The sequence below is a fragment of the Halorubrum sp. Ea1 genome (assembly GCF_002252965.1).
Classification (GTDB): domain Archaea; phylum Halobacteriota; class Halobacteria; order Halobacteriales; family Haloferacaceae; genus Halorubrum.
In genome coordinates this window covers 17,268-37,179 of the sequence record NZ_NHPG01000135.1, presented here as the reverse complement: position 1 = coordinate 37,179, position 19,912 = coordinate 17,268, and the positions used below count along the sequence as shown (strand labels likewise).

General features: G+C 70.4%; 21 protein-coding genes. 8 read left to right on the top strand and 13 right to left on the bottom strand.

What is annotated here, in order from left to right:
• Positions 1-148: 148 nt before the first annotated feature.
• Together DJ73_RS16735 and DJ73_RS16730 are read right to left on the bottom strand one after the other, a co-directional pair.
• Entirely contained in the window at positions 149-1,012 is an 864-nt protein-coding gene (locus DJ73_RS16735; protein WP_094525400.1) for a 2-oxoacid:ferredoxin oxidoreductase subunit beta, read from the bottom strand.
• A gap of 3 nt (positions 1,013-1,015) precedes the next feature.
• Positions 1,016-2,773 carry a 2-oxoacid:acceptor oxidoreductase subunit alpha gene (locus tag DJ73_RS16730; RefSeq protein ID WP_094558532.1) on the bottom strand — a complete coding sequence of 586 codons (1,758 nt, stop codon included), beginning with the start codon at positions 2,771-2,773 and terminating at the stop codon, positions 1,016-1,018.
• A gap of 297 nt (positions 2,774-3,070) precedes the next feature.
• On the opposite strand from DJ73_RS16730, the gene DJ73_RS16725 reads away from it, so the two are divergent.
• Complete coding sequence (locus DJ73_RS16725) at positions 3,071-3,715, top strand: FAD-dependent oxidoreductase (protein WP_094525402.1); 645 nt, start codon at positions 3,071-3,073, stop codon at positions 3,713-3,715.
• A gap of 328 nt (positions 3,716-4,043) precedes the next feature.
• Here DJ73_RS16725 and DJ73_RS16720 read toward each other — a convergent pair whose 3' ends face one another.
• Positions 4,044-5,147, bottom strand: coding sequence for a pyridoxal phosphate-dependent aminotransferase (locus DJ73_RS16720; protein ID WP_094558531.1), 1,104 nt, complete (start codon positions 5,145-5,147; stop codon positions 4,044-4,046).
• A gap of 149 nt (positions 5,148-5,296) precedes the next feature.
• Here DJ73_RS16720 and DJ73_RS16715 point away from each other — a divergent pair, with 149 nt between their 5' ends.
• Positions 5,297-5,800 (top strand): metal-dependent hydrolase, encoded by a 504-nt coding sequence (locus DJ73_RS16715; RefSeq protein ID WP_094525404.1) that lies wholly within the window; start codon positions 5,297-5,299, stop codon positions 5,798-5,800.
• A 39-nt stretch (positions 5,801-5,839) separates the two neighbouring features.
• Here the strand turns inward: DJ73_RS16715 and DJ73_RS16710 are convergent, their stop codons facing one another.
• Positions 5,840-6,631, bottom strand: a complete 792-nt coding sequence (locus DJ73_RS16710; protein ID WP_241881348.1) for a PHP-associated domain-containing protein — start codon at positions 6,629-6,631, stop codon at positions 5,840-5,842.
• Positions 6,632-6,800: 169 nt separating this feature from the next.
• Here DJ73_RS16710 and DJ73_RS16705 point away from each other — a divergent pair, with 169 nt between their 5' ends.
• The gene (locus tag DJ73_RS16705) at positions 6,801-7,097 is read left to right on the top strand and encodes a hypothetical protein (protein ID WP_092561897.1); all 297 of its coding nucleotides are present in this window, start codon (positions 6,801-6,803) and stop codon (positions 7,095-7,097) included.
• Positions 7,098-7,114: 17 nt separating this feature from the next.
• Here the strand turns inward: DJ73_RS16705 and rocF are convergent, their stop codons facing one another.
• Positions 7,115-8,020, bottom strand: coding sequence for an arginase (gene rocF, locus DJ73_RS16700; RefSeq protein WP_094525406.1), 906 nt, complete (start codon positions 8,018-8,020; stop codon positions 7,115-7,117).
• A gap of 104 nt (positions 8,021-8,124) precedes the next feature.
• On the opposite strand from rocF, the gene DJ73_RS16695 reads away from it, so the two are divergent.
• Together DJ73_RS16695 and DJ73_RS16690 are read left to right on the top strand one after the other, a co-directional pair.
• A complete protein-coding gene (locus DJ73_RS16695) occupies positions 8,125-8,445 on the top strand; it encodes a hypothetical protein (protein WP_094558530.1) in 321 nt (106 codons plus the stop codon).
• Positions 8,446-8,555: 110 nt separating this feature from the next.
• Entirely contained in the window at positions 8,556-9,089 is a 534-nt protein-coding gene (locus tag DJ73_RS16690; RefSeq protein ID WP_094525408.1) for an Rrf2 family transcriptional regulator, read from the top strand.
• A 185-nt stretch (positions 9,090-9,274) separates the two neighbouring features.
• Here DJ73_RS16690 and DJ73_RS16685 read toward each other — a convergent pair whose 3' ends face one another.
• The 5 genes from DJ73_RS16685 to DJ73_RS16665 all read right to left on the bottom strand — a co-directional run bounded on the left by DJ73_RS16685 (position 9,275) and on the right by DJ73_RS16665 (position 13,862).
• Entirely contained in the window at positions 9,275-10,456 is a 1,182-nt protein-coding gene (locus DJ73_RS16685) for an NAD(P)/FAD-dependent oxidoreductase (RefSeq protein WP_094558529.1), read from the bottom strand.
• An 80-nt stretch (positions 10,457-10,536) separates the two neighbouring features.
• On the bottom strand, positions 10,537-11,388 hold the full coding sequence (locus tag DJ73_RS16680) for a nucleoside phosphorylase (RefSeq protein ID WP_094558528.1): 852 nt from the start codon (positions 11,386-11,388) through the stop codon (positions 10,537-10,539).
• A gap of 80 nt (positions 11,389-11,468) precedes the next feature.
• Positions 11,469-11,870 (bottom strand): cytidine deaminase, encoded by a 402-nt coding sequence (cdd, locus tag DJ73_RS16675; protein WP_094524592.1) that lies wholly within the window; start codon positions 11,868-11,870, stop codon positions 11,469-11,471.
• 73 nt (positions 11,871-11,943) lie between these two features.
• Positions 11,944-12,534, bottom strand: coding sequence for a GNAT family N-acetyltransferase (locus DJ73_RS16670; protein WP_094558527.1), 591 nt, complete (start codon positions 12,532-12,534; stop codon positions 11,944-11,946).
• Between the two features lie 101 nt (positions 12,535-12,635).
• Complete coding sequence (locus DJ73_RS16665; RefSeq protein ID WP_094558526.1) at positions 12,636-13,862, bottom strand: pyridoxal-phosphate dependent enzyme; 1,227 nt, start codon at positions 13,860-13,862, stop codon at positions 12,636-12,638.
• A gap of 170 nt (positions 13,863-14,032) precedes the next feature.
• Here DJ73_RS16665 and DJ73_RS16660 point away from each other — a divergent pair, with 170 nt between their 5' ends.
• The 3 genes from DJ73_RS16660 (at position 14,033) to DJ73_RS16650 (ending at position 16,630) form a co-directional block, all read left to right on the top strand.
• Positions 14,033-14,722 (top strand): helix-turn-helix domain-containing protein, encoded by a 690-nt coding sequence (locus DJ73_RS16660; RefSeq protein ID WP_094558525.1) that lies wholly within the window; start codon positions 14,033-14,035, stop codon positions 14,720-14,722.
• A gap of 254 nt (positions 14,723-14,976) precedes the next feature.
• Entirely contained in the window at positions 14,977-15,177 is a 201-nt protein-coding gene (locus DJ73_RS19940) for a hypothetical protein (RefSeq protein ID WP_141212023.1), read from the top strand.
• Positions 15,178-15,316: 139 nt separating this feature from the next.
• Positions 15,317-16,630, top strand: coding sequence for an NAD(P)/FAD-dependent oxidoreductase (locus DJ73_RS16650; protein WP_094558524.1), 1,314 nt, complete (start codon positions 15,317-15,319; stop codon positions 16,628-16,630).
• A 22-nt stretch (positions 16,631-16,652) separates the two neighbouring features.
• On the opposite strand, the gene DJ73_RS16645 is transcribed toward DJ73_RS16650, so the two are convergent.
• The 3 genes from DJ73_RS16645 to DJ73_RS16635 form a co-directional block, all read right to left on the bottom strand.
• Positions 16,653-17,819 (bottom strand): thiamine pyrophosphate-dependent dehydrogenase E1 component subunit alpha, encoded by a 1,167-nt coding sequence (locus DJ73_RS16645; RefSeq protein WP_094558523.1) that lies wholly within the window; start codon positions 17,817-17,819, stop codon positions 16,653-16,655.
• A 22-nt stretch (positions 17,820-17,841) separates the two neighbouring features.
• Complete coding sequence (locus DJ73_RS16640; protein ID WP_094558522.1) at positions 17,842-18,324, bottom strand: hypothetical protein; 483 nt, start codon at positions 18,322-18,324, stop codon at positions 17,842-17,844.
• A 107-nt stretch (positions 18,325-18,431) separates the two neighbouring features.
• A complete protein-coding gene (locus DJ73_RS16635) occupies positions 18,432-19,850 on the bottom strand; it encodes a hypothetical protein (protein ID WP_094558521.1) in 1,419 nt (472 codons plus the stop codon).
• Positions 19,851-19,912 lie beyond the last annotated feature (62 nt).

Here is a 19,912-nt window from a genome sequence, read left to right as displayed (position 1 = left end):
CACGTAATTAGGCTTGCTGAAACCGGTCACGAACAGGGCGTGAGCCGGCTCCGTCGCCGGAATTTGGCTCTCGGCCGAGGTCGGAATGTCGGGCGCTTCGGCGGTCGCCGGTCGTCAAAAAAATCGGTCACGAAGACGGACGGCGGCGTCAGTAGAACTCGCGGACGAGGTCGGTCGCGCCCTCGGGCGCGCCGTCCGGGATGACCGACATGTCCTCGTCGACGCCGTGCTGCTCGTGGTACGGCACCGACTCTTCGTTCTGGTAGATGACGCCCTGGTGTTCCTTCTCGGAGTCGAGGATGACGTCTTTCGCGTCGCCGCGGTCGGTCGGGTCGTGGTCCGTCTCCTTCAGGTCGACCAGCGAGTCGCGGAAGTAGTCGTACGTGTCGACGTCGTTGAAAGTGACGCACGGCGAGTAGACGTTGACGAAGCCGAACCCGTCGTGCTCGACCGCCTTCTGGATGATCTCCTGGTGGCGGAGCGCGTCGGAGGAGAACGACTGCGCGATGAACGTCGCGCCCGACGCCAGCGCCAGCGCGTGCGGGTTGACCGGGGGCTGCTTCGGCCCGTCGGGGGTCGTTGACGTCTCGAAGTCCTCGCGCGAGGTGGGCGACGCCTGCCCCTTCGTCAGCCCGTAGATGCGGTTGTCCATCACGACGTACGTCATGTCGACGTTGCGCCGGACGGCGTGGACGAAGTGGCCCGCGCCGATGGAGTAGCCGTCGCCGTCGCCGCCGGCGACCATCACTTCGATGTCGGGGCGGGCCATCTTGACGCCGGTCCCGACCGGAAGCGCGCGTCCGTGAACGCCGTGGAGCGCGTAGCTGTGCATGTACGTGCCGATCTTGCCGGAACAGCCGATGCCGGCGACGACGAAGGTGTTGTCGGGGTCGTTGCCCGTCTCCGCGAGGGCCTTCATCATCCCGTTCATGGTGCCGAAGTCGCCGCATCCCGGGCACCACGTCGGCTGCTTGTCGGACTTGAAATCGGTGAATCGAATGTCTGAGCTCATTGGTTACGCCTCCGCCCCCTCCGCGAGGGTCGCTTTGATCTCCGCTGCGAGTTCGTCGGCCTTGAATCGCACGCCGTTGTACTTGTTCACGCGGTCGACGCGCGCGAGTACGTCGTGCTCGACCAGGTCCGCGAACTGCCCCTGTTCGTTGCACTCGACGACGACGACGTTCTCCGCGGCCTCGACGTCGTCGGTGAGGTCCGGCCGCGGGAAGACGTACGGCACCGAGAGCACCCGCACGTCGAGCCCCTCGTCGTCGAGCATCTCGACCGCCTCGGCGAGCGCGCCCTCGTTTGACCCCCACGTGATCACGAGCGTGTCGGCGTCCGCGTCGCCGAACTCGCGCGGGCTCCAGTCCTCGCGCTCGCGGGCCGTCTCGACTTTCTGGTTGCGCTTGTCGACCTGTGCGACGCGCATCTCGGTGTCCTCGGTCCGGCGGCCCTGCTCGTCGTGTTCGAGCCCGGTGGACATGTGCGCGCCGTCGGCGGTGCCGGGGAACGCCCGCGGCGACACCCCGTCGTCGGTGATCTCGTGGGGCTGGAAGCCGCCGGAGTCGCTCATGTGGTCGTCGATGTCGGCCTCGTCGACGACGAAGCCGCGGTCGACCTCGACCGCGTCCATGTCGAACGTGTCCGGGGAGAACGTCTGCTCGGTGACCGCCATCGAGAGGTCGGCGGTGAGGTAGACGGGGAGCTGGTACTTCTCGGCGAGGTTGAACGCCTCGACCGTCTTCCAGAAGCACTCGTCGATGGTCGTCGGCGCGAGCACGAACCGCGGCACCTCGCCGTGGCCGCCGTACAGCATCTGGTTCAAGTCGCCCTGCTCCTGTTTCGTCGGCATCCCGGTCGAGGGGCCGGAGCGCATCACGTTACAGATGACGAGCGGCGTCTCCGAGGTGGCGATGAGCCCGAACGTCTCCGTCATCAGGTCGATCCCGGGCCCGGAGGTCGCGGTCATCGACCGCGCGCCCCCGCGGGCCGCGCCGAGCGCCATGTTGATCGCGGAGAGCTCGTCTTCGGCCTGCACGACGTGGCCGCCGTAGCGCTCGATCCGGCCGGTGAGGTACGTCATCACGTCGGTCGCGGGCGTGATCGGGTAGCCGGCATAGAAGCGGCAGCCGGCGGCGATGGCGCCCATGCCGATGGCCTCGTCGCCGTTGAGGAGGACGTAGTCCTCGTCGGTGGTCTCTAAGTCGTAGTCGAACTCGTGGTCGTACTCCTCGCCGACGTACGACCGCCCCGCGCGGGCGGCCTCCTTGTTGTTGTCGACGAGCTTCTGGCCCTTGTCTGCGAATCGCTTCTCCAGGGCGGAGTCGAGGTTCTCGATGGGGAACTCGGCGACCTCGCAGGCCGCGCCGAGCGCGACGACGTTCCGCATGATCGCCCCGCCGGCCTCCTCGGCGAGCCGCTTGAGCGGGACGTCGATCCCGGTCATCTCCCCGGGGATCTCGACGTCCTGCATCGTGGTCCGCTCGCCGTCGTAGATGATCACCGACCCCTCGTGGAGCTCGTCGAGGTTCTCCTCGATGGTCCGGGGGGTCAACGCGATGAGCACGTCGAGCCGGTCAACGACGCTCTGTACCTTGTCGACGGAGGTTCGCACCTTATAGGCGGTGTAACCGCCACGGATCCGCGAGGCGAAGTCCTTCGACGTGAACACGTGTCGACCCGCCCGAGAGAGCGCTTGCGCGAAGATCTTCCCGGTCGAGTCGATGCCGTCGCCGGCCTCCCCGCCGACGGCCCAGTTGAAGTCCGCAGCCATGCTATGTCGCAGTTTTCGCCGGACTCATCAAAAGACTTCTGGAAGGAGCTACCAGCGGCTTTTCAAACATTCGTCCATATTTAATCGTATATATGGATATACAACAAAAAATTCCTATCTAAAACCGTCTCAGGTGGACGATCGTTTTCCATTTTTCCTCACGATCGACCCTCTGCGTCGCAGTCGGTTTTCGACGTTCGTCGAATCCCGAGCGCCCGTCACCGGCCGGTCGTCTCAGACGCGGGCAACACCGACGCGGACGGGAACACGTTTGTGTCCGCCGACCGGATCCGTCGTATGGACACGACAGCGACGGTCAGCGCGGTCGAGGCGGTCGGCCGCGACACGTACGCCCTCCGGTTCGACGCGCCGGACGGGTTCGCCGCCGAACCCGGTCAGTTCGTCAGGCTCGGCACCGAGATCGACGGCGAGTCGGTCGCCCGCTTCTACACCCTCTCGTCGCCCACGGTCGGGGACAGCTTCGAGGTCACGGTCGGCATCGATCCCGAGGAGGGCGGCGAGTTCTCCGCGTTCCTCGCCGACGCGGAGGCGGGCACGGAGATGACGCTCTCGGGCCCGTTCGGCGACCAGCACTACGACGGCGAGCCGCGAGCGGTCGTGATCGCGGGCGGCCCGGGCGTCGGCCCGGCGGTCGCCATCGCGGAGCGCGCGCTCGACGACGGCGCGGAGGCCGCGGTCGTCTACCGCGACGACGGCGTGTCGCACGCGGACCGCTTGGACCGGCTGAAGGAGCGCGGCGCCGCGATCCACCTCCTCGACGCCGACGAGGAACTCGACGACGCGGTCGCCGAGGCGCTGACGGGCGTCGACGGCGAGACCGTCTTCGTGTACGGCTTCGCCGATTTGGTGGCCGACGCCGAGGCCGCAATCGACGCCGCCGGCGGCGACGCGGACGCCGCGAAGGTCGAGAACTTCGGCTAGACGCGGTTCGGTACGTTTCGGTTGAACGTTACTGAATCGCTGGTCGGGGATCGACGGAGAACACCGCCAAAGCCCCAGGCGCGAGGCGGGCGCACGCTCGCTGCGCTCCTCAGTCGTTCGCTGCGCTCACTCCTTACGGTGCTTGCGTCGCCTCCGCCCGCCTCGCGCCTGCCCCTTTGAATCCCACCCGTCCGCACCGTCCCGCACCTCAACCTCCCCAGCCTCGTCAGTCGCCCTCCGCGTCGCTCCGGGCGACTGACTCCCTCGCGCGTGCTGCTCGGCCGCCAGGCGGCCTCGCAGGCACGCGCCGACCGCGATCCGCCGCGGATCAGTCTCCGAAGTAGTCCGCCAGCCGCTCCGCGGCCTCCACGGCGCGGGGGGTGACGAGGGCGAACCGGATCCACTCGTCGCGCGCGCTGCCGAACGCCTCGCCGGGCATCCCGGCGACGCCGGCCTCGTCGACTAACCGCTTCACGTTCGCCATCGTCCCGGGGAAGCCCTCGAAGCGCGCCAGCACGTAGAAGGCGCCCTCGGGGCGGCTGTACTCCGCGCCGGCCGCGTCGAGCGCGTCGGTGAACGCGTCCGCCCGGTCCGCCAGCAGCTCGCGGGCCTCCGCGTAGTACTCGGGCGGCGTCTCCGCGAGCGCGTGGTGGACCGCGTACTGCGACGGCCGGGGGCCCGCGACGTTCACGAGCATGTGCCGCGTCTTCGCGTCGCCGACGTGGCCCGCCGGGAGTATCCCGTACCCCACTCTGAAGCCCGTGATCGCCATCGACTTCGAGAAGCCGCTGGTGACGATCACGCGGTCGGAGTCCAGCGTCAGCGCCGACTCGAAGCGGCCGGTCTGGTCGAAGTGGTCGTACACCTCGTCGACGAGGACGAGGGCGTCTACCGCGTGCGCGATCTCGACGACCTCGCGAACCGCGTCGAGGTCGTACACGGCTCCCGTGGGGTTGTTCGGCGTGTTCAAAACGATCAGCGCGGTGTCCGCGCTCGCGGCCTCGCGGATCGCCGCGACGTCGAGGCCGCCGTCGCGCTCGGTCGGGACGAGCGCCGCCTCGCCGCCGAGCATGTCCACCTTCCCGGGGTAGTACGGGTAGACCGGATCGAGGAGGACGGCCTCGTCGCCGGCGTCCCGATCGAACGCGCGCGCCATCGCGAGGTAGTTCGCCTCGCCGGTCCCGTTCGTGACGACGACGCGGTCGACGTCGACGCTCCGCCGCTCGGCGATCGCCTCCCGGAGCTCCAGCAGGCCCTCGCTCGGCGGGTACTGGAAGGCGTCCGGGGGGAGGTCGGCGTACTCGCGGAGCGCCTCCCGCAGCGCGGCGGGCGGCTCCCAGTCGGGGTTGCCGCTCACCATGTCGATGACGTCGCGGTCGGCCGCGGCCGCGTACTGCATCACGTGGAAGAACTTCGGCTCCTCGTACTCCATACCGACCGCTGGGCGGCGTCCGCCGTGGCTCTTTCGACCGGCGGCGCGCCCGAGTCAAACGGACGGCGCGCTCGCGCGACCGGCTGGACCGCCCTCCGCCGGTCGCCCGAATCCGGAGGTTTCACTTACGGCCCCAGCCACCCGGTGGTATGAACAAACGCGGCCACGTCCTCAACGCCTTGCTGCTCGCGCTCGGGCTCGGCTTCGTCATCGAGCCCGGGCTCGACATGGCCACGGCGCGGACCACCGCCCAGATCACCGTGCCGATCGTGCTGGGGGCGCTGTTCCCCGACGTCGACACCGCGTTCGGTCGCCACCGGAAGACCCTCCACAGCCTCCCGGTGCTCGCCGTCTTCGTCGCGTACCCGATCGTCTTCGGGAACCTCCAGTACGTCTGGATCGGCGTGTTGACCCACTACCTCCTCGACGTCGTCGGGAGCCGCCGGGGGATCGCGCTGTTCCACCCGCTGTCGGACACGGAGTACGGCCTCCCCTCCGGCGTGACGACGAGCAGCAAGTACGCCGACCTCGTCACCGTCGTCATCACGGCGCTGGAGTTGGCGGCGTTCTGGGCGCTCCATACCTACGTCGTGACGCTCGACCTCGATCTCTCGGCGGCCGCCTCGGAGGCGGCGGCGGGGCTCGGCGTCTGAGGCGTCTCACTTCTCTGCGATCGCGGAACGGCGGCCGCGTCACTTCGGTCGGTAGTCCGAGAGCGTCCCGGAGTAGACGCTCACGTCGTTGAACCGACCCTCGTACACGACGTTCGTCGGCAGGGTCGGCTCGTCGCCGGAGAGGAACAGCCGGTCGAGCTTCTCCCAGGTGTTCTCGTAGCCGAGGTGCGCGAACTCGAGGAGCCCGCGGAGCTGGTGGCGGACCCCGCCGCGGTGGACCACTGTCCGGGGACGCTCTTGTCGGAAGGCGTCGACGACCGCGTCGGCGTCGTCGAAGTCGCCCTCGAATTCGGTCCACGCCTCGCCGACGGTGCCGGGGAGGTGCGCGTACGAGGAGCCGAACCCGGGCTGATCGGTCACCTCCGCGATCCGTCGCGTCCGGCCGTTCTGGTGCGGGAGGAGCTTGGTGTTGTACGTCTCCACCGCTGCGAGCCGCTCGGCGTGCGCCGCGATCTCCGGGCGAGTCAGCGAGATGGTGGCGAAGCCGGGGTGGGGGACGAGCACGACGGCGTCCTGTCGCTCGAACTCGGCCATGGCCGCCTCGAAGGTGATGTAGTCGGGAACCGGCTCCTCCAGCCCGAGGACGAGGAGGTGCCGGCGGTTCCCCCAGTCGCCGGTGAACACCTCGCGAGCCGGGACGATCGTCAGGTCGTCGTCGGCGTACCGACCCGCGCGCTCTTGGACCGTCCGGAGCCGGGTGAAGTGTGGCGCGTACACGAGCGCGTCGATCCCCCGCTCCTTCGCGAGGGCCACGACGTCGTCGTCGAGCACCTTCACGTGGGCGTCGACGCGCGTTCTCGATCGGGTCACGAATGCACGATATGCGTCCCCGAGCAAAGGGGTATCGTTCGACGGCGAGCGGATCCGGTTCCGGCGCGGGGTACAGCGAGCGCGTCCGACGCCGACGCTCCCGGGCGGCGCCGACGACCCGTCGCCGCCGGGGGAAACGGTTAATCCCCCGCGGGAGCGACGGGAACACATGCCCCGCTGGACGTGCGGAATCGACGGCTGTGACGCCGCCTTCGACGACGTTGAGTCGGCCATCGTCCACCAGACCGACGGCCACCAGCGCCACGAGTGCAAGGTGTGCGGCACGATCGTCCCGGACGGCTACTTCGCGATCCGACACGCGTTCGACGAGCACACCCGCGCCGAGTTCGTCCGCGCCTACGACGCCGACTCCGCGGCCGTCCGTCGCCGCGAGGAGATCAAACGGGAGATCGAGCGCGAGGCCGACCTCCAGCGCGTCGTCGACGAGCTGGACCGCGGGGTCTGACCGCCGCGGGTCACTCCTTACAACACCCGCTTCCCGAACGCGCTCGCCGCCAGCTCCGTCGCGAGCTCGGCCGTCTCGTTGTGCTGGTCCAGCGTCGGGTTCACCTCGACGAGCTCCATCGACCGGAGGCTGCCGGCCTCGTCGACGATCTCCATCGCGCTGTGGGCCTCACGGTAGGTCACCCCGCCGCGGACCGGCGTCCCGACCCCGGGCGCCTCGTTGGGATCGAGCCAGTCGAGGTCGAGGCTGACGTGGACGCCGTCGACGCCGTCGCCCGCGGTCGCCATCGCCTCCTCGGTGACGTCGGTGATCCCGCGCTCGTCGATGTCGGACATCGTGTACGCCGCGAAGCCGTGCTCGCGGATGACCTCGACCTCCGACTCGTCGACGGAGCGGAGCCCGACGAGCGCGACGTTCTCCGGGGTGAGCCCGGGCGCGTTCGCCCACTCCGACCCCGCGAACTCGTCGAAGCCGAGCGCGGCCGCGAGCGGCATCCCGTGGACGTTGCCCGAGGGGGTCGTCGAGGGCGTGTTGAGATCGGCGTGAGCGTCGAACCACACGGCCCCGATGTCGGCGTCGCGCGCGGACCCCGCGAGCGACCCGATGGCGATCGAGTGGTCGCCGCCGAGCGCGAGCGGGACGGCGCCGTCGGCGAGCGTTCCGCCCACTTCGTCCGCGAGGCGCCGGCAGACGTCGGCCGTCTCCCCGAGGAACTTCGCTTTCCCCCCGCTCGGGGCGTCCGCGTCCGGGTCGCGCTCCTCCGCGCGCGGGACCGCGAGGTCGCCGGCGTCGACGGTCTCGACGCCCGCGCTCGCGAGTTGGTCGGCGAGCCCGCCGTACCGGATGGCCGACGGTCCCATGTCCACGCCGCGTCGGTTCGCCCCGTAGTCGGTCGGCGCGCCGATGATCCTGACGGTGGTCATACCAGTGGACGCGGCGTCCCGGCGCTTGAATGGCGGGGGTCCAGCCGGACCGACCGCCGGACGCGATCGCACACGGTTTTGTCGCCGCGTCCCGATCGTCGGGTATGAGCGGCACCGACGGCGGTTCCGGCGCTCTCGACGAGGGCGACGGCAGTTCCGCCGCCGCCGACGAGGACGACGCCGGAAGCGACGCCGCCGACGAGCCACCTCCCGAGTTCGACCCCGCCGATGTCAGCGGCAGCGACATCGAACCGATCGGCGGCATGATCGCCGTGGCCTTCACCGGGGCGGTGATCGGCCTCGTCGGCGCCGGGATCGCCCTGTTCGTGAGCGACCTCGGACTGGCCCTGATCGGGGTCGGCGTCGTCGTCGCGCTCTCGAGCCCGCTCGCGTACGTCCGGCTGCGCAGACGGTACGGGTCGTAGCCGTCGACGTACGGATCGTAGCCGTCGACGGCGCGGATCGGCGGATCTCGCACGATCGTTTATAATGGGCTTCCATCGCATTTAAGCGGTGCCGCAATCTATTCGCGACCATGTCATCGATCGAGCTCACGTCGAGTCAGAAAAGCATCCTCACGGCCCTCATCAACCTGTACGGGGAACAGGAAGACGCCGTCAAGGGCGAGGCGATCGCCGAGGAAGTCGACCGCAACCCCGGCACGATCCGCAACCAGATGCAGAGCCTGAAAGCGCTCCAGCTGGTCGAGGGCGTCCCCGGTCCGAAGGGCGGCTACAAGCCAACCTCGAACGCGTACGAGGCGCTCGACATCCAGCGCATGGACGAGCCGGCCGACGTCCCGATCTTCCACGAGGGCGAGGAGGTAACGGGCGTCAACGTCGACGGGATCGACCTCTCCAGCGTTCACCACCCCGAGCTCTGCCGCGCCGAGATCCACGTCCAGGGCTCCGTCCGGAGCTTCCACGAGGGCGACTCAGTCACCGTCGGCCCCACGCCGCTCTCGAAGCTCGTCATCGACGGAACCGTCGACGGGAAAGACGACACCGCGAACATCCTCATCCTCCGCATCGACGACATGCGCGCCCCCGACGAGCCCGCCGAGCACTGACGACCGCCGAAATCAACGGTCTCGCCGGCGACACCTCTCTTCCGCTCTCACACTCGACCCGCCGACGGCCAGAGCGCCGCCGCTGTCGAAGTCGAAAGCCGGTGACCGCGAAAAGCCGCTTCGACCGGTGTCGTGACCGCCGAGCCTACGTCGTGACCGCCGAGCCTACGTCGTGACCGCCGAGCCTACATGTCGCCGAACGCGCTCACGCCGCGCCCGGGCGAGGAGACCTTCGAGATCCACCGCACCGCGATGGACTTCTTCAGCAGCTTCGCCGGGGTGCCGCCGAACGTCTTGATCGGCATCCCGACCACGTCGTGAGCGACCGCCTTCTCGCCGACGGAGATGACGGTCCCCTTGTCCGAGTGCTCCCACGACTGGAGGGGCGCGCCGCGGGCGGCCCGCGCGAGGTTCTCGCCGGCGACCTCGGCGGCCTGCCAGGCGGCCTGCGCGGTCGGCGGCGCCACGTCGTCGTCGCCCTGCTCGACGAGGGCGGTGTCGCCGATGGCGAACACGCGGTCGTCGCTGGTGGTGAAGTCGGAGGCTGCGTGGACCCGGTTGGAGCGCTCGTCCTTCTCGACCTCGACGTTCTCCAGCTCCGGCTGGCCCGTGATCCCGCCGGTCCAGACTAAGACGTCGTGGGCGAGCTCCTCGGCCTCCTCGTCCCCGCCGCCGCCGAGGTAGACCGCGTCCTCGTCGGCCTTCGAGATGAAGTCGCCGGTGAGGATCTCCACGTCGGCGTCCTCCAGCCGCTGGCGGAGCGCGCCCTGAAGCTGGGCGTCGTTTCCGGGGAAGACCTCGTCGAGCCCCTCGACGAGTGTGATGTTGATGGGGGCGCGGTGCTTGTCGCGGTACTCCGCGATCTCGCCCGCGGTCTGGATACCGGAGAGCCCGGCACCGCCGACGATGACCTCGACGGGGTCGGACCGGGTCGCCTCGGCCGCGGCCGACCGCACGTCCTCGTGGATCGCCTTCGCGTCGTCGAGGCTCTTGAGCTGGTGGGAGTGCTCTTTCAGACCGTCGATGCCGAAGAAGGCGGTCGTGGAGCCGACGCCGAGCAGCAGGTAGTCGTAGTCGACGGTCGTCCCGTCGTCCGTCTCGACGACTCGCTCGTCGGTGTCGACGTTGACGACCCGCCCCTGCACGAACGCCGACTCGGGCGATTTGATCTCGTCGACCGGGATGGTGATCTTGTCCGCGACCGAGGGGTTGCGGATGGCCCGGTGGACCTCGTGGAGAACGAGATGGTAGTCGTGCTCCGAGACCCACGTGAGCTCCGCCTCGCCCTCGCCGACCTCGTCTTCGAACGCCTTCACCGCACCCGCCCCGGCGTAGCCGGAGCCGACGACGACGACCTGTGTACTCATGCCTATCGTTCCGCAGTGCGCGGGTAAAGTCGCTTTGGAACGTCCGTGAGGGCGACGAGACCGGGGGACTGCTTTCCGGTCTACAGCGAGAGCCCGGCGTGCCAGCGGTCGGCGCTCGCCTCCCGCTTGACCTCGTCCATACGCGCGAGGAGCTTCACGGCGAGGCTCGCGGTCTCGGCCGCTCGCGACTCGCCTTCCGTGCGGAACTCGCCGGTCACGCGGTTCGCGTACACCGAACAGACCGCGCCGGCGCGGAGCCCGTACACGTTCGCGATCGTGAGGATCGCCGACGCCTCCATCTCGATGTTCTTCACGTTCGCGTCCCGCAACTCGGCGACCAGCTCGTCTGAGCCGGCGGCCTCGAACCCCTCGAAGCCGGGACGGCCCTGGCCGGCGTAGAAGGAGTCGGCGCTCATCGTCACGCCGGTGTGGTAGTCGTGGCCCAGCCGCTCCGCGGCGGCGACGAGCGCCGAGACGACCTCCCCGTCGGCGGCGGCCGGGTAGTCCTCGCGGACGTACTCGTCGCTCGTCCCCTCCTGTCGGACCGCACCGGTCGTGATCACGAGGTCGCCGACGTCCATCCCGGGCTGGATCGCGCCGCAGGAGCCGACTCGAATGAACGTGTCCACGCCCGCCCGGGCGAGCTCCTCGACGGCGATGGCGGCCGACGGCGAGCCGATCCCCGTCGACGTCACCGAGATCGGCGCGCCGTCGTAGCTGCCCGTCGCGGTGCGGTACTCGCGGTGGTGCGCGACCTCGTCGTGGTCGTCCCACAGCGTCGTGACCTTGTCGACGCGCTCGGGGTTGCCGGGGAGGAGCACGGCGTCGGCGACGTCGTCTGGCCCCACCTCGACGTGGTAGCCGGCCTCGTCGTTGGGGTCCTCGCTGTCGCCCGCGGCGCCGTCGGCGGAGGTCTCGCTTTCGTCGGTCATGTCTCCGCCCTTCGGCGAGCCGTTTAAAAGTAGTTCCGTCTCGCGATCCGCCGCCCGGCGGCTCGGCCTCCCCTCCGCCTTCAGACGTCCCTCGCGTCGTCGAGCGTTCCCTCCGAGATCGTGTTCGGGAGCAGCTCGCCGAGCGTGTACGCGCTCGTCTCGCCGTCGCCCTCGTCGCAGACGACGACGAGGTCGTCGGCCGCGAACTCCGCGAGCGTCTGCCGGCACATCCCGCAGGGGGTGACGCCGTCTCGCACCCCGGACGTGACGGCGATCCGGTCGAACTCGCGGTGGCCGTTCTTCACCGCCTCCGCGAGCGCGACCTCCTCGGCGTGGAGGCTGTTGGAGTAGTTCGCGTTCTCGATGTTACAGCCGGTGTAGACGGTCCCGTCGGCGGTTCGGAGCGCGGCGCCGACGCGGTACTCGGAGTACGGGACGTGCGCGTCGTCGAGCGCGTCGCGCGCGGCCTCGATCAGGTCCATATCCGGTCGTCGGCCGGCGGGGCGATAAGCGGTCGGGGTCGCGGCCGCGCTCCGGGTGCGCCCTCGACGCGGATCACCGCCCGGTGTCGTACTTATACGTCGCCGACTCGGGGTCGATCCCGAAGTCCTCGGGGGACTCCGTCTCGTCGCCGTCGGCCGACTCCGCCGGCTCGGCCTCCTTGAACGCCTCGCGGAAGCGGTCCGGCATCTCGAACGCGTCGACCGGGAGCCGCAGGCCGACGACGCCGCCGCCGAGGAACTCTCGCTTCTCGTCGAGCCGGTCGGAGAGCGCCGGCGGGAGCTCGTCGGTGTCGACCTCCTCGAAGCCGAACTGGGTCAGGTAGGCGGGCTGATCGGTGAGGACGTACACCGTCTCGAACCCGTCCGCGGCCGCGGTGTCGACGAGGCGCTCGACCACGTGCGCGCCGACGCCGCGACCGCGCCACTCGGGGAGCACGCCGATCCCGGTGAGCTCGATCCGGTTCTCCTCGCCCTCGTCGCCGCGGTGGAGCCGGAGCCGACCGAACCCGGCCCGGTCGCCCGACTCCTGGTCGACCGCGATCACGTAGTCCCGCGAACGGAAGGCGACGTCGTCGAGCCCGAGCCCCTCGATCGCGTCCAGTAACCACGCCTCGTCACGGTTTTTGGCGTCGCGGACGTACATACTCTCACGTACGCGGGCCGACGTAAAAACGGTTCCCCGGCCAACGTCGGCGACCGCGGCGGCGCGTGGAGGCCAGCCGGCCGCGCTCGCCGCCCCAGCGCTCAGATACCCTGTCCCATCAGGTGGCTGCGCAGCACGTCAGGCGTCTTGAGCCCGGCGTCGCTGTTGACCAGCACGACCGTCTCGTCGCCGTCGAAGAACCCGTCCTCCTTGAGCGCCCAGGCGCCGGCGGGCGCGGCGCCGCCGGTAGCGCCCATCTCCATGACCTCATTCTGGGCGACGGCGACCGCGCTCGCGAGCACGTCCTCGTCCTCGACGCCGACCGCCGTTCCGCCGCTTTCCGTGACCGCCTCGACCGCGGCCGCGCCGCCCGCGGGGTCGGCGATCTCCAGCTCGCCGCAGATCGTGTCGGGCGTCTCCCACGGTTCCGGTTCGTCGAGGCCGCGCTCGACCGCCGCCGCGATCGGCGCGCAGCCCGCCGCCTGCGCGGCGACGAGTCGCGGGACCGCGTCGACCGCGCCGACCCGCACCAGCTCGGTGAACCCCTTGTACACGCCCGCGATCACCTCGCCGGAGCCGGTGGGGACGACGACGACGTCGGGCGCGTCGCCGAGATCGGCGACCAGCTCGAACGCGAGCGTCTTGGCGCCGTCGTGGCGGTACGGCGTCGCGAACTCGCCGAGGTCGGTGTAGTCGGTCTCCAGCTGCTCGTCGACCGCCGCGGCCGCCGCGGGGAACCGGCCGCCGACCACGCGCATGTCGCCGCCGTGGACGTTCGTCATCGCCTTGTTCGAGAACGCGCACCGCGAGGGGACGAACGCGTACGAGCGCAGGTCGGCCCGGCCCGCGTACGCCGCCATCGACTGCCCGGCGTTGCCCGGGCTCGCGCACGCGAGCGGTTCGACGTCGGCGCCCTCGGCCGCCCGCGCCGCGACCGCGGTGAGCGCGACCGAGAGGCCGCGGTCGAGCACGGTCCCCGTGGGGTTCCGCCCCTCGTCCTTGACGTACACCGAATCGACGTCGAGCTCGTCGGCGAGCCGATCGGTCGGGACGAGCGGCGTCGCGCCCTCGCCGGCCGAGATCGCCGTCTCGGCCGGGAACGGGAGCAGCGCGTCGAAGCGCCAGTGGCCGCGCCCCGCGCCCGCCGGGCCGTCCTCGGGCGACCCCAACAGCGCCTCCGGGTCGACCGCGTCGTAGTCGTAGGCGGGGTCGAGCCCGCGCGCCTGCTCCTCGGCCGACACCGCCGTCGGGTCCGCGGTCTCGTGAACGCGGCCAGACGCGCGACTCTTCAGCCCGCGGAACGCCGTCGTCGTCTCCGTCGACTCCATACGCACCCTTGCGGCGGCGGCGACTAATCGCTTCTCACTCGACGCGCGGACGGGCGCGACGTCGCCGATTCGGAGCCGGTCTCTGCGGTCCGTCGGTCGGATCCGATCCGTACCGATCCGTGACTGTTGCTGAGAGGAACATATAAACTATTGTATTAGAAACATGTTCTATGACCATCCTCGTCGACTTCGGCATCTCGGTCGACCGCTTCGAGCTCGGCGGCTTCGTCGCCGACCTCGCGCTGGAGGCCGAGCTCGAACGCATCGTTCCGACCGGCGACCGCGTGATACCGTACGTGTGGGTCACCGGGGAGTCGGCGACGTTGGACTCGCTCACCGAGTCGCTAGAGGCCAGCGACAAGACGCGTTCGGTCGCCGTGCTCGACGAGCTGCTGATCGACGGCGCCGAGGAACGCCAGCGCCTCTACCGCGTCGAGTGGGTGACCGACGAGCTCGACGTCGTCAAAGGCATCGTCGACGCCGACGGCGCGGTGCTCGAAGGCAAGAGCACGAACGACTTCTGGCGGCTGCGGCTCCGGTTTCCCGACCATCAGAACGTCGCCGAGTTCTACCAGTACCTCGCCGACAACGACATCACGGAGTTCAGGATCGACAGCATCTACGAGCTGGAACAACGGTCCGACCGGGGGTCGAAGCCCTGGACGCCGGAGCAGCGCGAAGCGCTCTCCGCCGCCGCGGAGCGGGGCTACTTCGACGTTCCGCGCGACGCGAGTTTAACGGAGATCGGAGCGGCTCTCGGGATCACCCAACAGGCCGCCTCGGAGCGCGTCCGGCGCGGGGTGCGAAACGTCGTCCACGACGCGTTGGACCTCCCGGACGCGCGTCGGAATCGCGGCTAATTAAGTATATAAAAACGGCTTGTACGTGAAAGCCACCGACAGGGTACGGTTTGATTCGACTCCGCGACAGATCAACGAGCACTGATGACTTGGCGGCCATCTGCCATATCGACCGCGACCGCGGGAGCCGCCGCGATCGCGAACGAGACGACGACTTCCGGGTCGGGACCGCGACGGAGGTCGATCACACGAGCTTCGATTACCGAAGGACCGCGACCGTCAGCCGAGAGGGCAGGCGGCCGCGCCCGGTGCACATGAGCGGTCGAGACCCGTCGGGGTCGGAGCCGGGTCCCGACGCGCGGGCGGGGCGATGCACCCACTGCGGCGCTCCCGCCTTCGGCCGCGTTTCGCTCGTCTTCGAGGCGGACTCCGGCTCCAGAGAGCTCGACCTGCGGCTCTGTGACCGGTGCGTGGATTCGTTCACCGCGGAACCGGACGTCCGGCTGGCGGTGTGACCGACGCGCGGTGTGACCGACGCGGTCCGGCGCGCGCGACGGCCCGGTTCCCGCCCCGCCGGCGCGACTCGCCGGTCGGCACTCGCCGGGTCGCGTCCGACTCGCCGCCGCTTATAAGCTCTCGACCCGAATCGGGCGTATGGACGGAGACGCCACCGTCGTCGGCGGCGGGCTCGCCGGGCTCGTCGCGGCGACCCGGCTCGCCGAGGCGGGCGCGGACGTGACGCTGTACGAGCGACGGCCCGATGTCGGCGGACGCGTGCGGACCGAGACCGTCGACGGGTTCACTATCGACCGCGGCTTTCAGGTGCTGTTCACGAGCTACCCGGCGGTCGCGGCCGAGCTCGACGCCGACGCCCTCGACGTCCGGCGCTTCGCTCCCGGCGCGACGATCTGCCGGCCGGGATCGCGGTCGACCCTCTCGGACCCCCTCCGCGATCCCCGCGGGGCGATCCCCTCGCTCTTGAACGACGAGGTCTCGTTTTCGGACAAGCTCCGGACGCTCGCGCTCCGGTACGACCTCTCGAAGCGGGACGAGGGCGACTTCTTCGCCGGGCGGGACGACTCCATCCGCGAGTACCTCCGCGATTGGGGCTTCGCGGACGACTACGTGACCAACTTCGTCGAGCCCTTCTACGGCGGGATCACGCTCGACCGGAGCCTCTCCACCTCGAAGCAGGTGTTCGAGTACACGTTCCGCGCGATGGGCCGCGGCGCCATCGGCGTCCCCGCCGAGGGCATGACGGCGATCCCCGAGACGCTCTCCGCCCGCGCCCGCGAGGCGGGCGTGACGATCGAGACCGGCGAGGACGTCGAATCGGTCCGAACTGCGGGCCAGGGGCGGATCCCGTTCCGCACGGGACGCGCCGACGCCGAGGGGGCCACCGTCGAGCTCGCGGACGGCTCGACGCGGGAGACGGACGCGGTCGTCGTCGCCGCCACTCCGCCGGAGGCCCGGCGGCTGACCGGCGTCGAGTCGATCCCCACCGAGGCCGTTCCCAACGTCACCGGCTGGTACGCGCTCCCCGCGGGCGAGTCGTTCGAGACCGGGAAGCGGATCCTGCTCAACGCGGCCGACGAATCGCCCAACGCCGTGATACCGATGTCGGAGGTCGCCCCCGAGTACGCCCCCGACGACCGCGCGCTGCTCGCGGCGACGTTCCTCGGCGAGGCGTCGCTGGACCGCCCCGCCGACGCGCTCCGGGACGACGTCCGCGACGCCTTGGAAGCGTGGTACCCCGACCGCGGGTTCGACGGGCTAGAGACGCTCGACGTCCACCGGATCCGGTTCGCGCAGTTCGCGCAGCCGCCCGGCGTCCACGCCGACCTCCCCGACCCCGACGACCCCGAGGGCCCCGTCGTTCTCGCCGGCGACTACACGGCGTGGTCGTCGATCCAGGGCGCGCTGGAGAGCGGCCGAACGGCGGCCGCGGCCGCGGGCGACTATTTATAAGTAGCGTCGCGCTCCGCAGCGGCTACTCCTCTCGGTGGAACGACCCCTCGCCGTGCTCGTCGATCGCCGCGAGCAACTCGTCGCGCTGGCGGCGGATCTCGGGCGGGAGGTCGGCGTACGCGTGGTCGAACATGTCGGTCGGATCGGCCTCGATCGACTCCGCGACGTCGATCGCGTCGGCGACGACGTCGTCGGCCTCCTCGCGGATCGCCGCGACGCCCTCGTCGTCGATCCGCCCGGTCTCCCGCAGGAACGCCTCCATGCGGTCGAGCGGGTCGAGCGCGCGCCACGGATCGACGTCGTCGGGGTCGCGGTAGGCGGTCGGGTCGTCGGCGGTGGTATGCGCGCCGAACCGGTACTCGACGAACTCGATCAGCGCCGGGCGGGGGGTGTCGGCGGACGCGTCCGCCGGTCCCTCGCCCCCGGCCCGGGCGCGCTCGGCCGCCTCCCGCGTGACGACGTAGCTCGCGAGCGGGTCCATCCCGTCGACGCGAACGCCGTCGAACCCGTAGGCGGTCGCCTTCTCGGCGAAGGTTTCGCTCGCGGTCTGGCGCGATTGGGGGATCGAGATCGCCCACCCGTTGTTGTGACAGCAGAAGAGCGTCGGCGTGTCGAAGACGCCCGCGAAGTTCATCGCCTCGTGGAAGTCGCCCTCGCTGGTCGCGCCGTCCCCGAAGTGCGCGACCGAGACCCGGTCCTCGTCGCGGTAGTCGAACGCCCACCCGGCGCCGACCGCGTGCGGCAGGTGCGCTCCGATGCCGATGTTCAGCGGGAACACGTTGCCGTCGGCGATCGCCTCGGTCCCGGACTCGTGACCCATCCAGTAGGGGAGGTACTCGGAGAGCAGGTCGCGGACGACGACCGCGCCGTGCTCGCGGTACTGGTAGCTTATCAGGTCGCGGTCGGCGAGCGCGTGGGTCGACCCGACCGCCGACCCCTCCTGTCCCGCGCAGGGCGCGTACGTCCCGATCCGCCCCTGCCGCTGGAGGCTGACCGCCCGCTCGTCGAAGCGGCGCGTGACGACCAGATCGCGGTAGATCGCGCGGAACCGCTCGTCGGAGAGGTCCGGGACCGTCGCGTCCGGCAGGGGGCTCCCGTCCGGCCCGAGCACGCGGTAGACGTCGGCGTCGGCGAGCGGGTCGGCGTTCGAATCGGGGGAACCGGCGGCGTCAGCGCCGTTCTCGTCCATGGGCGATCGGTGTGCGCGCCGGTCACAAGGAGTTAGCGGTCGCGGCGGCGTCCGACCGCCGCCGGCTCCGACGGCGGACGTACGTGATCGGGAGGCCGACGAGGACGCCCGCGACGGCGACCATGCCGAGCACGAACCCGACGAGCAGCGGGACGGGACCGGCCGTCAGCATCTCCGGCCCCCAGACGAACGCGAACCGGACCGTCCAGAGGGCGCCGGTGACGAGCGCGGTGAGCAGCCCGAACGCGGCCCCGCGCGGGTAGGTGAGGCTCCCCGGTCGCTCGACGAGCGCCCACCAGACGACCGCGCCGACGACGAGCGCCGGCGTCGCGAGCAGCGGCATCGAGAACGCGGTCGGGAGGCCGATCACCTCCGCGAAGAGGCCGAGCATGTCGGAGAGCACGAACGCCGTGAGGGTCGCACAGCCGAACGCGTAGACGCCGGCGAGCAGCGCCCACCGCTGCGACGACGGGAGCCCCGCCTCGGTCCGAAGAGAGTCGTCCATACGCGGACGTCGTGAAAGCGAACCAAAACGTTTCCCGTGGGTGAAACGCCGACTTGAGCCTCCTCCGCGGCGGCTCCCTCGACCGGTGGGCGGACTGCCGCCCCGGCTCATTCGACCGCGATCTCCAGCTCGAACGGGTACGCCCCGTGCTCGTCGGGCGTCCGGTCCGGGACCCCCCATGAGACGTGGAACAGCCCGCGGCTCGTGTACGTGCCCTCGGAGAGCCCCTCGGGGACCGCGTACGTCGCGGCCATCTCGTCGCCCGCGTCGAGCGACTCCAGCGACTCGCCGTCGCTGCGACTCGGCCGCGGCCCCTCGATGCCCTCGGTCTCGACGATATCTAGCTCCGTCCGCTCCCCGTCGTGAACCACCCAGAGGGCGCTCGGCAGCGCGCCCCGGCTCGTGAACGTGTACGGTCCCTCAGCGTCGCCGTCGGCGTTCTCGGGCGCCGGCGCGACCGTGAGGGTGAACCCCCGGTCGGGGGCCTCGCTCGCCGCGCTCTCGCTCGCCGCGACCGAGACCGACACCGGGAGTCGGTCGTACCGCGGCTCTCCGACGATAATGTCGTACACGGTCCCGTCGAGCCGGTAATACGGCGGCTCGTCGTACGCCGCGGCGACGTCCCCGTAGGCGTCCGGCACCTCGTCGGCGAAGTACTGACTGCGATCGGGAGTCGTCAACGCCGGCTCCCGGTGCGACGACGCCAGCGCGCGCTCGAAGAGCGACACCACCTCGCCGTCGAGCGCCGACTCGTCGACTACCGGCCGGTCCCACATGTCTCTCTCGGTCAGTTCGCGCGCCGTGATCGCGTACGGCGGCTCCTCGTTCTCGACGGTCGTCTCGATCCGGGAGACGCCGCGTCCGTCCTCCAGGTAGTCGTACTCGTCGAGGAACGCGGCGACGGCGTCCGGGCGGACGCACCGGCGGTACTCCCCGCGGGCCGCGTTCGGACCGTACGCCGTCAAGGCGGTAACGAACGTCTCGACGGCCTCGGAGCCGAGATCGTCGCGCCGCCCCGCCTCCCGGAGGACGCGGTCCTCGTCGTCCCCCTCGGCCTCCTCGTCGACGAGCTCCGCGGTGAACGTCGGAAGCCTCGGGTCGAACGCGTAGCGCGTCCCGTCCAGCTCGACGTACGGCCTGAGCTCGCCGCGGTCGTACACGCGGAACTCGTCGACCGCGGCCAGCAGCGCGTCGCTCGGGTCGTCGGTCTCGAACCGCCCGTCGCGGGCCTCGGCGAGGGGGTCGCGCAGCGCGGCCGGGACCTCGGATTCGGGGACGACGTGCGCCGGGTCGATCCCGCGGCTCGGCGACGGCTCGTACGCGGTGACGACGTGCGACACCGTTCGGAGCTCGACGGCGAGGGACGCGCCGGACTCGTCACCGCCGGACGATCGCTCCCCGTCGGCCGCCGCCGACCCGTCGTCGGTCCCGTTCGGCGTCTGACCAACGCCCGGATCAGCTCCGGCACACCCGGAGAGCGCGGCGACGGATCCGCCGATCGCGGAGAGGAGGGCTCTGCGGTCCATACTCGGGGGCTCCACAACGATCGATAAAAATCTTCTGCGGGTCGGGCCTGCGCTCGGCAGTC

Excerpts from the sequence above, each read along its gene's own strand:
- DJ73_RS16735 (WP_094525400.1), bottom strand. The coding sequence starts at position 1,012 with ATGAGCTCAGACATTCGATTCACCGATTTCAAGTCCGACAAGCAGCCG.
- DJ73_RS16730 (WP_094558532.1), bottom strand. The coding sequence starts at position 2,773 with ATGGCTGCGGACTTCAACTGGGCCGTCGGCGGGGAGGCCGGCGACGGC.
- DJ73_RS16725 (WP_094525402.1), top strand. The coding sequence starts at position 3,071 with ATGGACACGACAGCGACGGTCAGCGCGGTCGAGGCGGTCGGCCGCGAC.
- DJ73_RS16720 (WP_094558531.1), bottom strand. The coding sequence starts at position 5,147 with ATGGAGTACGAGGAGCCGAAGTTCTTCCACGTGATGCAGTACGCGGCC.
- DJ73_RS16715 (WP_094525404.1), top strand. The coding sequence starts at position 5,297 with ATGAACAAACGCGGCCACGTCCTCAACGCCTTGCTGCTCGCGCTCGGG.
- DJ73_RS16705 (WP_092561897.1), top strand. The coding sequence starts at position 6,801 with ATGCCCCGCTGGACGTGCGGAATCGACGGCTGTGACGCCGCCTTCGAC.
- rocF (WP_094525406.1), bottom strand. The coding sequence starts at position 8,020 with ATGACCACCGTCAGGATCATCGGCGCGCCGACCGACTACGGGGCGAAC.
- DJ73_RS16695 (WP_094558530.1), top strand. The coding sequence starts at position 8,125 with ATGAGCGGCACCGACGGCGGTTCCGGCGCTCTCGACGAGGGCGACGGC.
- DJ73_RS16690 (WP_094525408.1), top strand. The coding sequence starts at position 8,556 with ATGTCATCGATCGAGCTCACGTCGAGTCAGAAAAGCATCCTCACGGCC.
- DJ73_RS16685 (WP_094558529.1), bottom strand. The coding sequence starts at position 10,456 with ATGAGTACACAGGTCGTCGTCGTCGGCTCCGGCTACGCCGGGGCGGGT.
- DJ73_RS16680 (WP_094558528.1), bottom strand. The coding sequence starts at position 11,388 with ATGACCGACGAAAGCGAGACCTCCGCCGACGGCGCCGCGGGCGACAGC.
- cdd (WP_094524592.1), bottom strand. The coding sequence starts at position 11,870 with ATGGACCTGATCGAGGCCGCGCGCGACGCGCTCGACGACGCGCACGTC.
- DJ73_RS16670 (WP_094558527.1), bottom strand. The coding sequence starts at position 12,534 with ATGTACGTCCGCGACGCCAAAAACCGTGACGAGGCGTGGTTACTGGAC.
- DJ73_RS16665 (WP_094558526.1), bottom strand. The coding sequence starts at position 13,862 with ATGGAGTCGACGGAGACGACGACGGCGTTCCGCGGGCTGAAGAGTCGC.
- DJ73_RS16660 (WP_094558525.1), top strand. The coding sequence starts at position 14,033 with ATGACCATCCTCGTCGACTTCGGCATCTCGGTCGACCGCTTCGAGCTC.
- DJ73_RS19940 (WP_141212023.1), top strand. The coding sequence starts at position 14,977 with ATGAGCGGTCGAGACCCGTCGGGGTCGGAGCCGGGTCCCGACGCGCGG.
- DJ73_RS16650 (WP_094558524.1), top strand. The coding sequence starts at position 15,317 with ATGGACGGAGACGCCACCGTCGTCGGCGGCGGGCTCGCCGGGCTCGTC.
- DJ73_RS16645 (WP_094558523.1), bottom strand. The coding sequence starts at position 17,819 with ATGGACGAGAACGGCGCTGACGCCGCCGGTTCCCCCGATTCGAACGCC.
- DJ73_RS16640 (WP_094558522.1), bottom strand. The coding sequence starts at position 18,324 with ATGGACGACTCTCTTCGGACCGAGGCGGGGCTCCCGTCGTCGCAGCGG.
- DJ73_RS16635 (WP_094558521.1), bottom strand. The coding sequence starts at position 19,850 with ATGGACCGCAGAGCCCTCCTCTCCGCGATCGGCGGATCCGTCGCCGCG.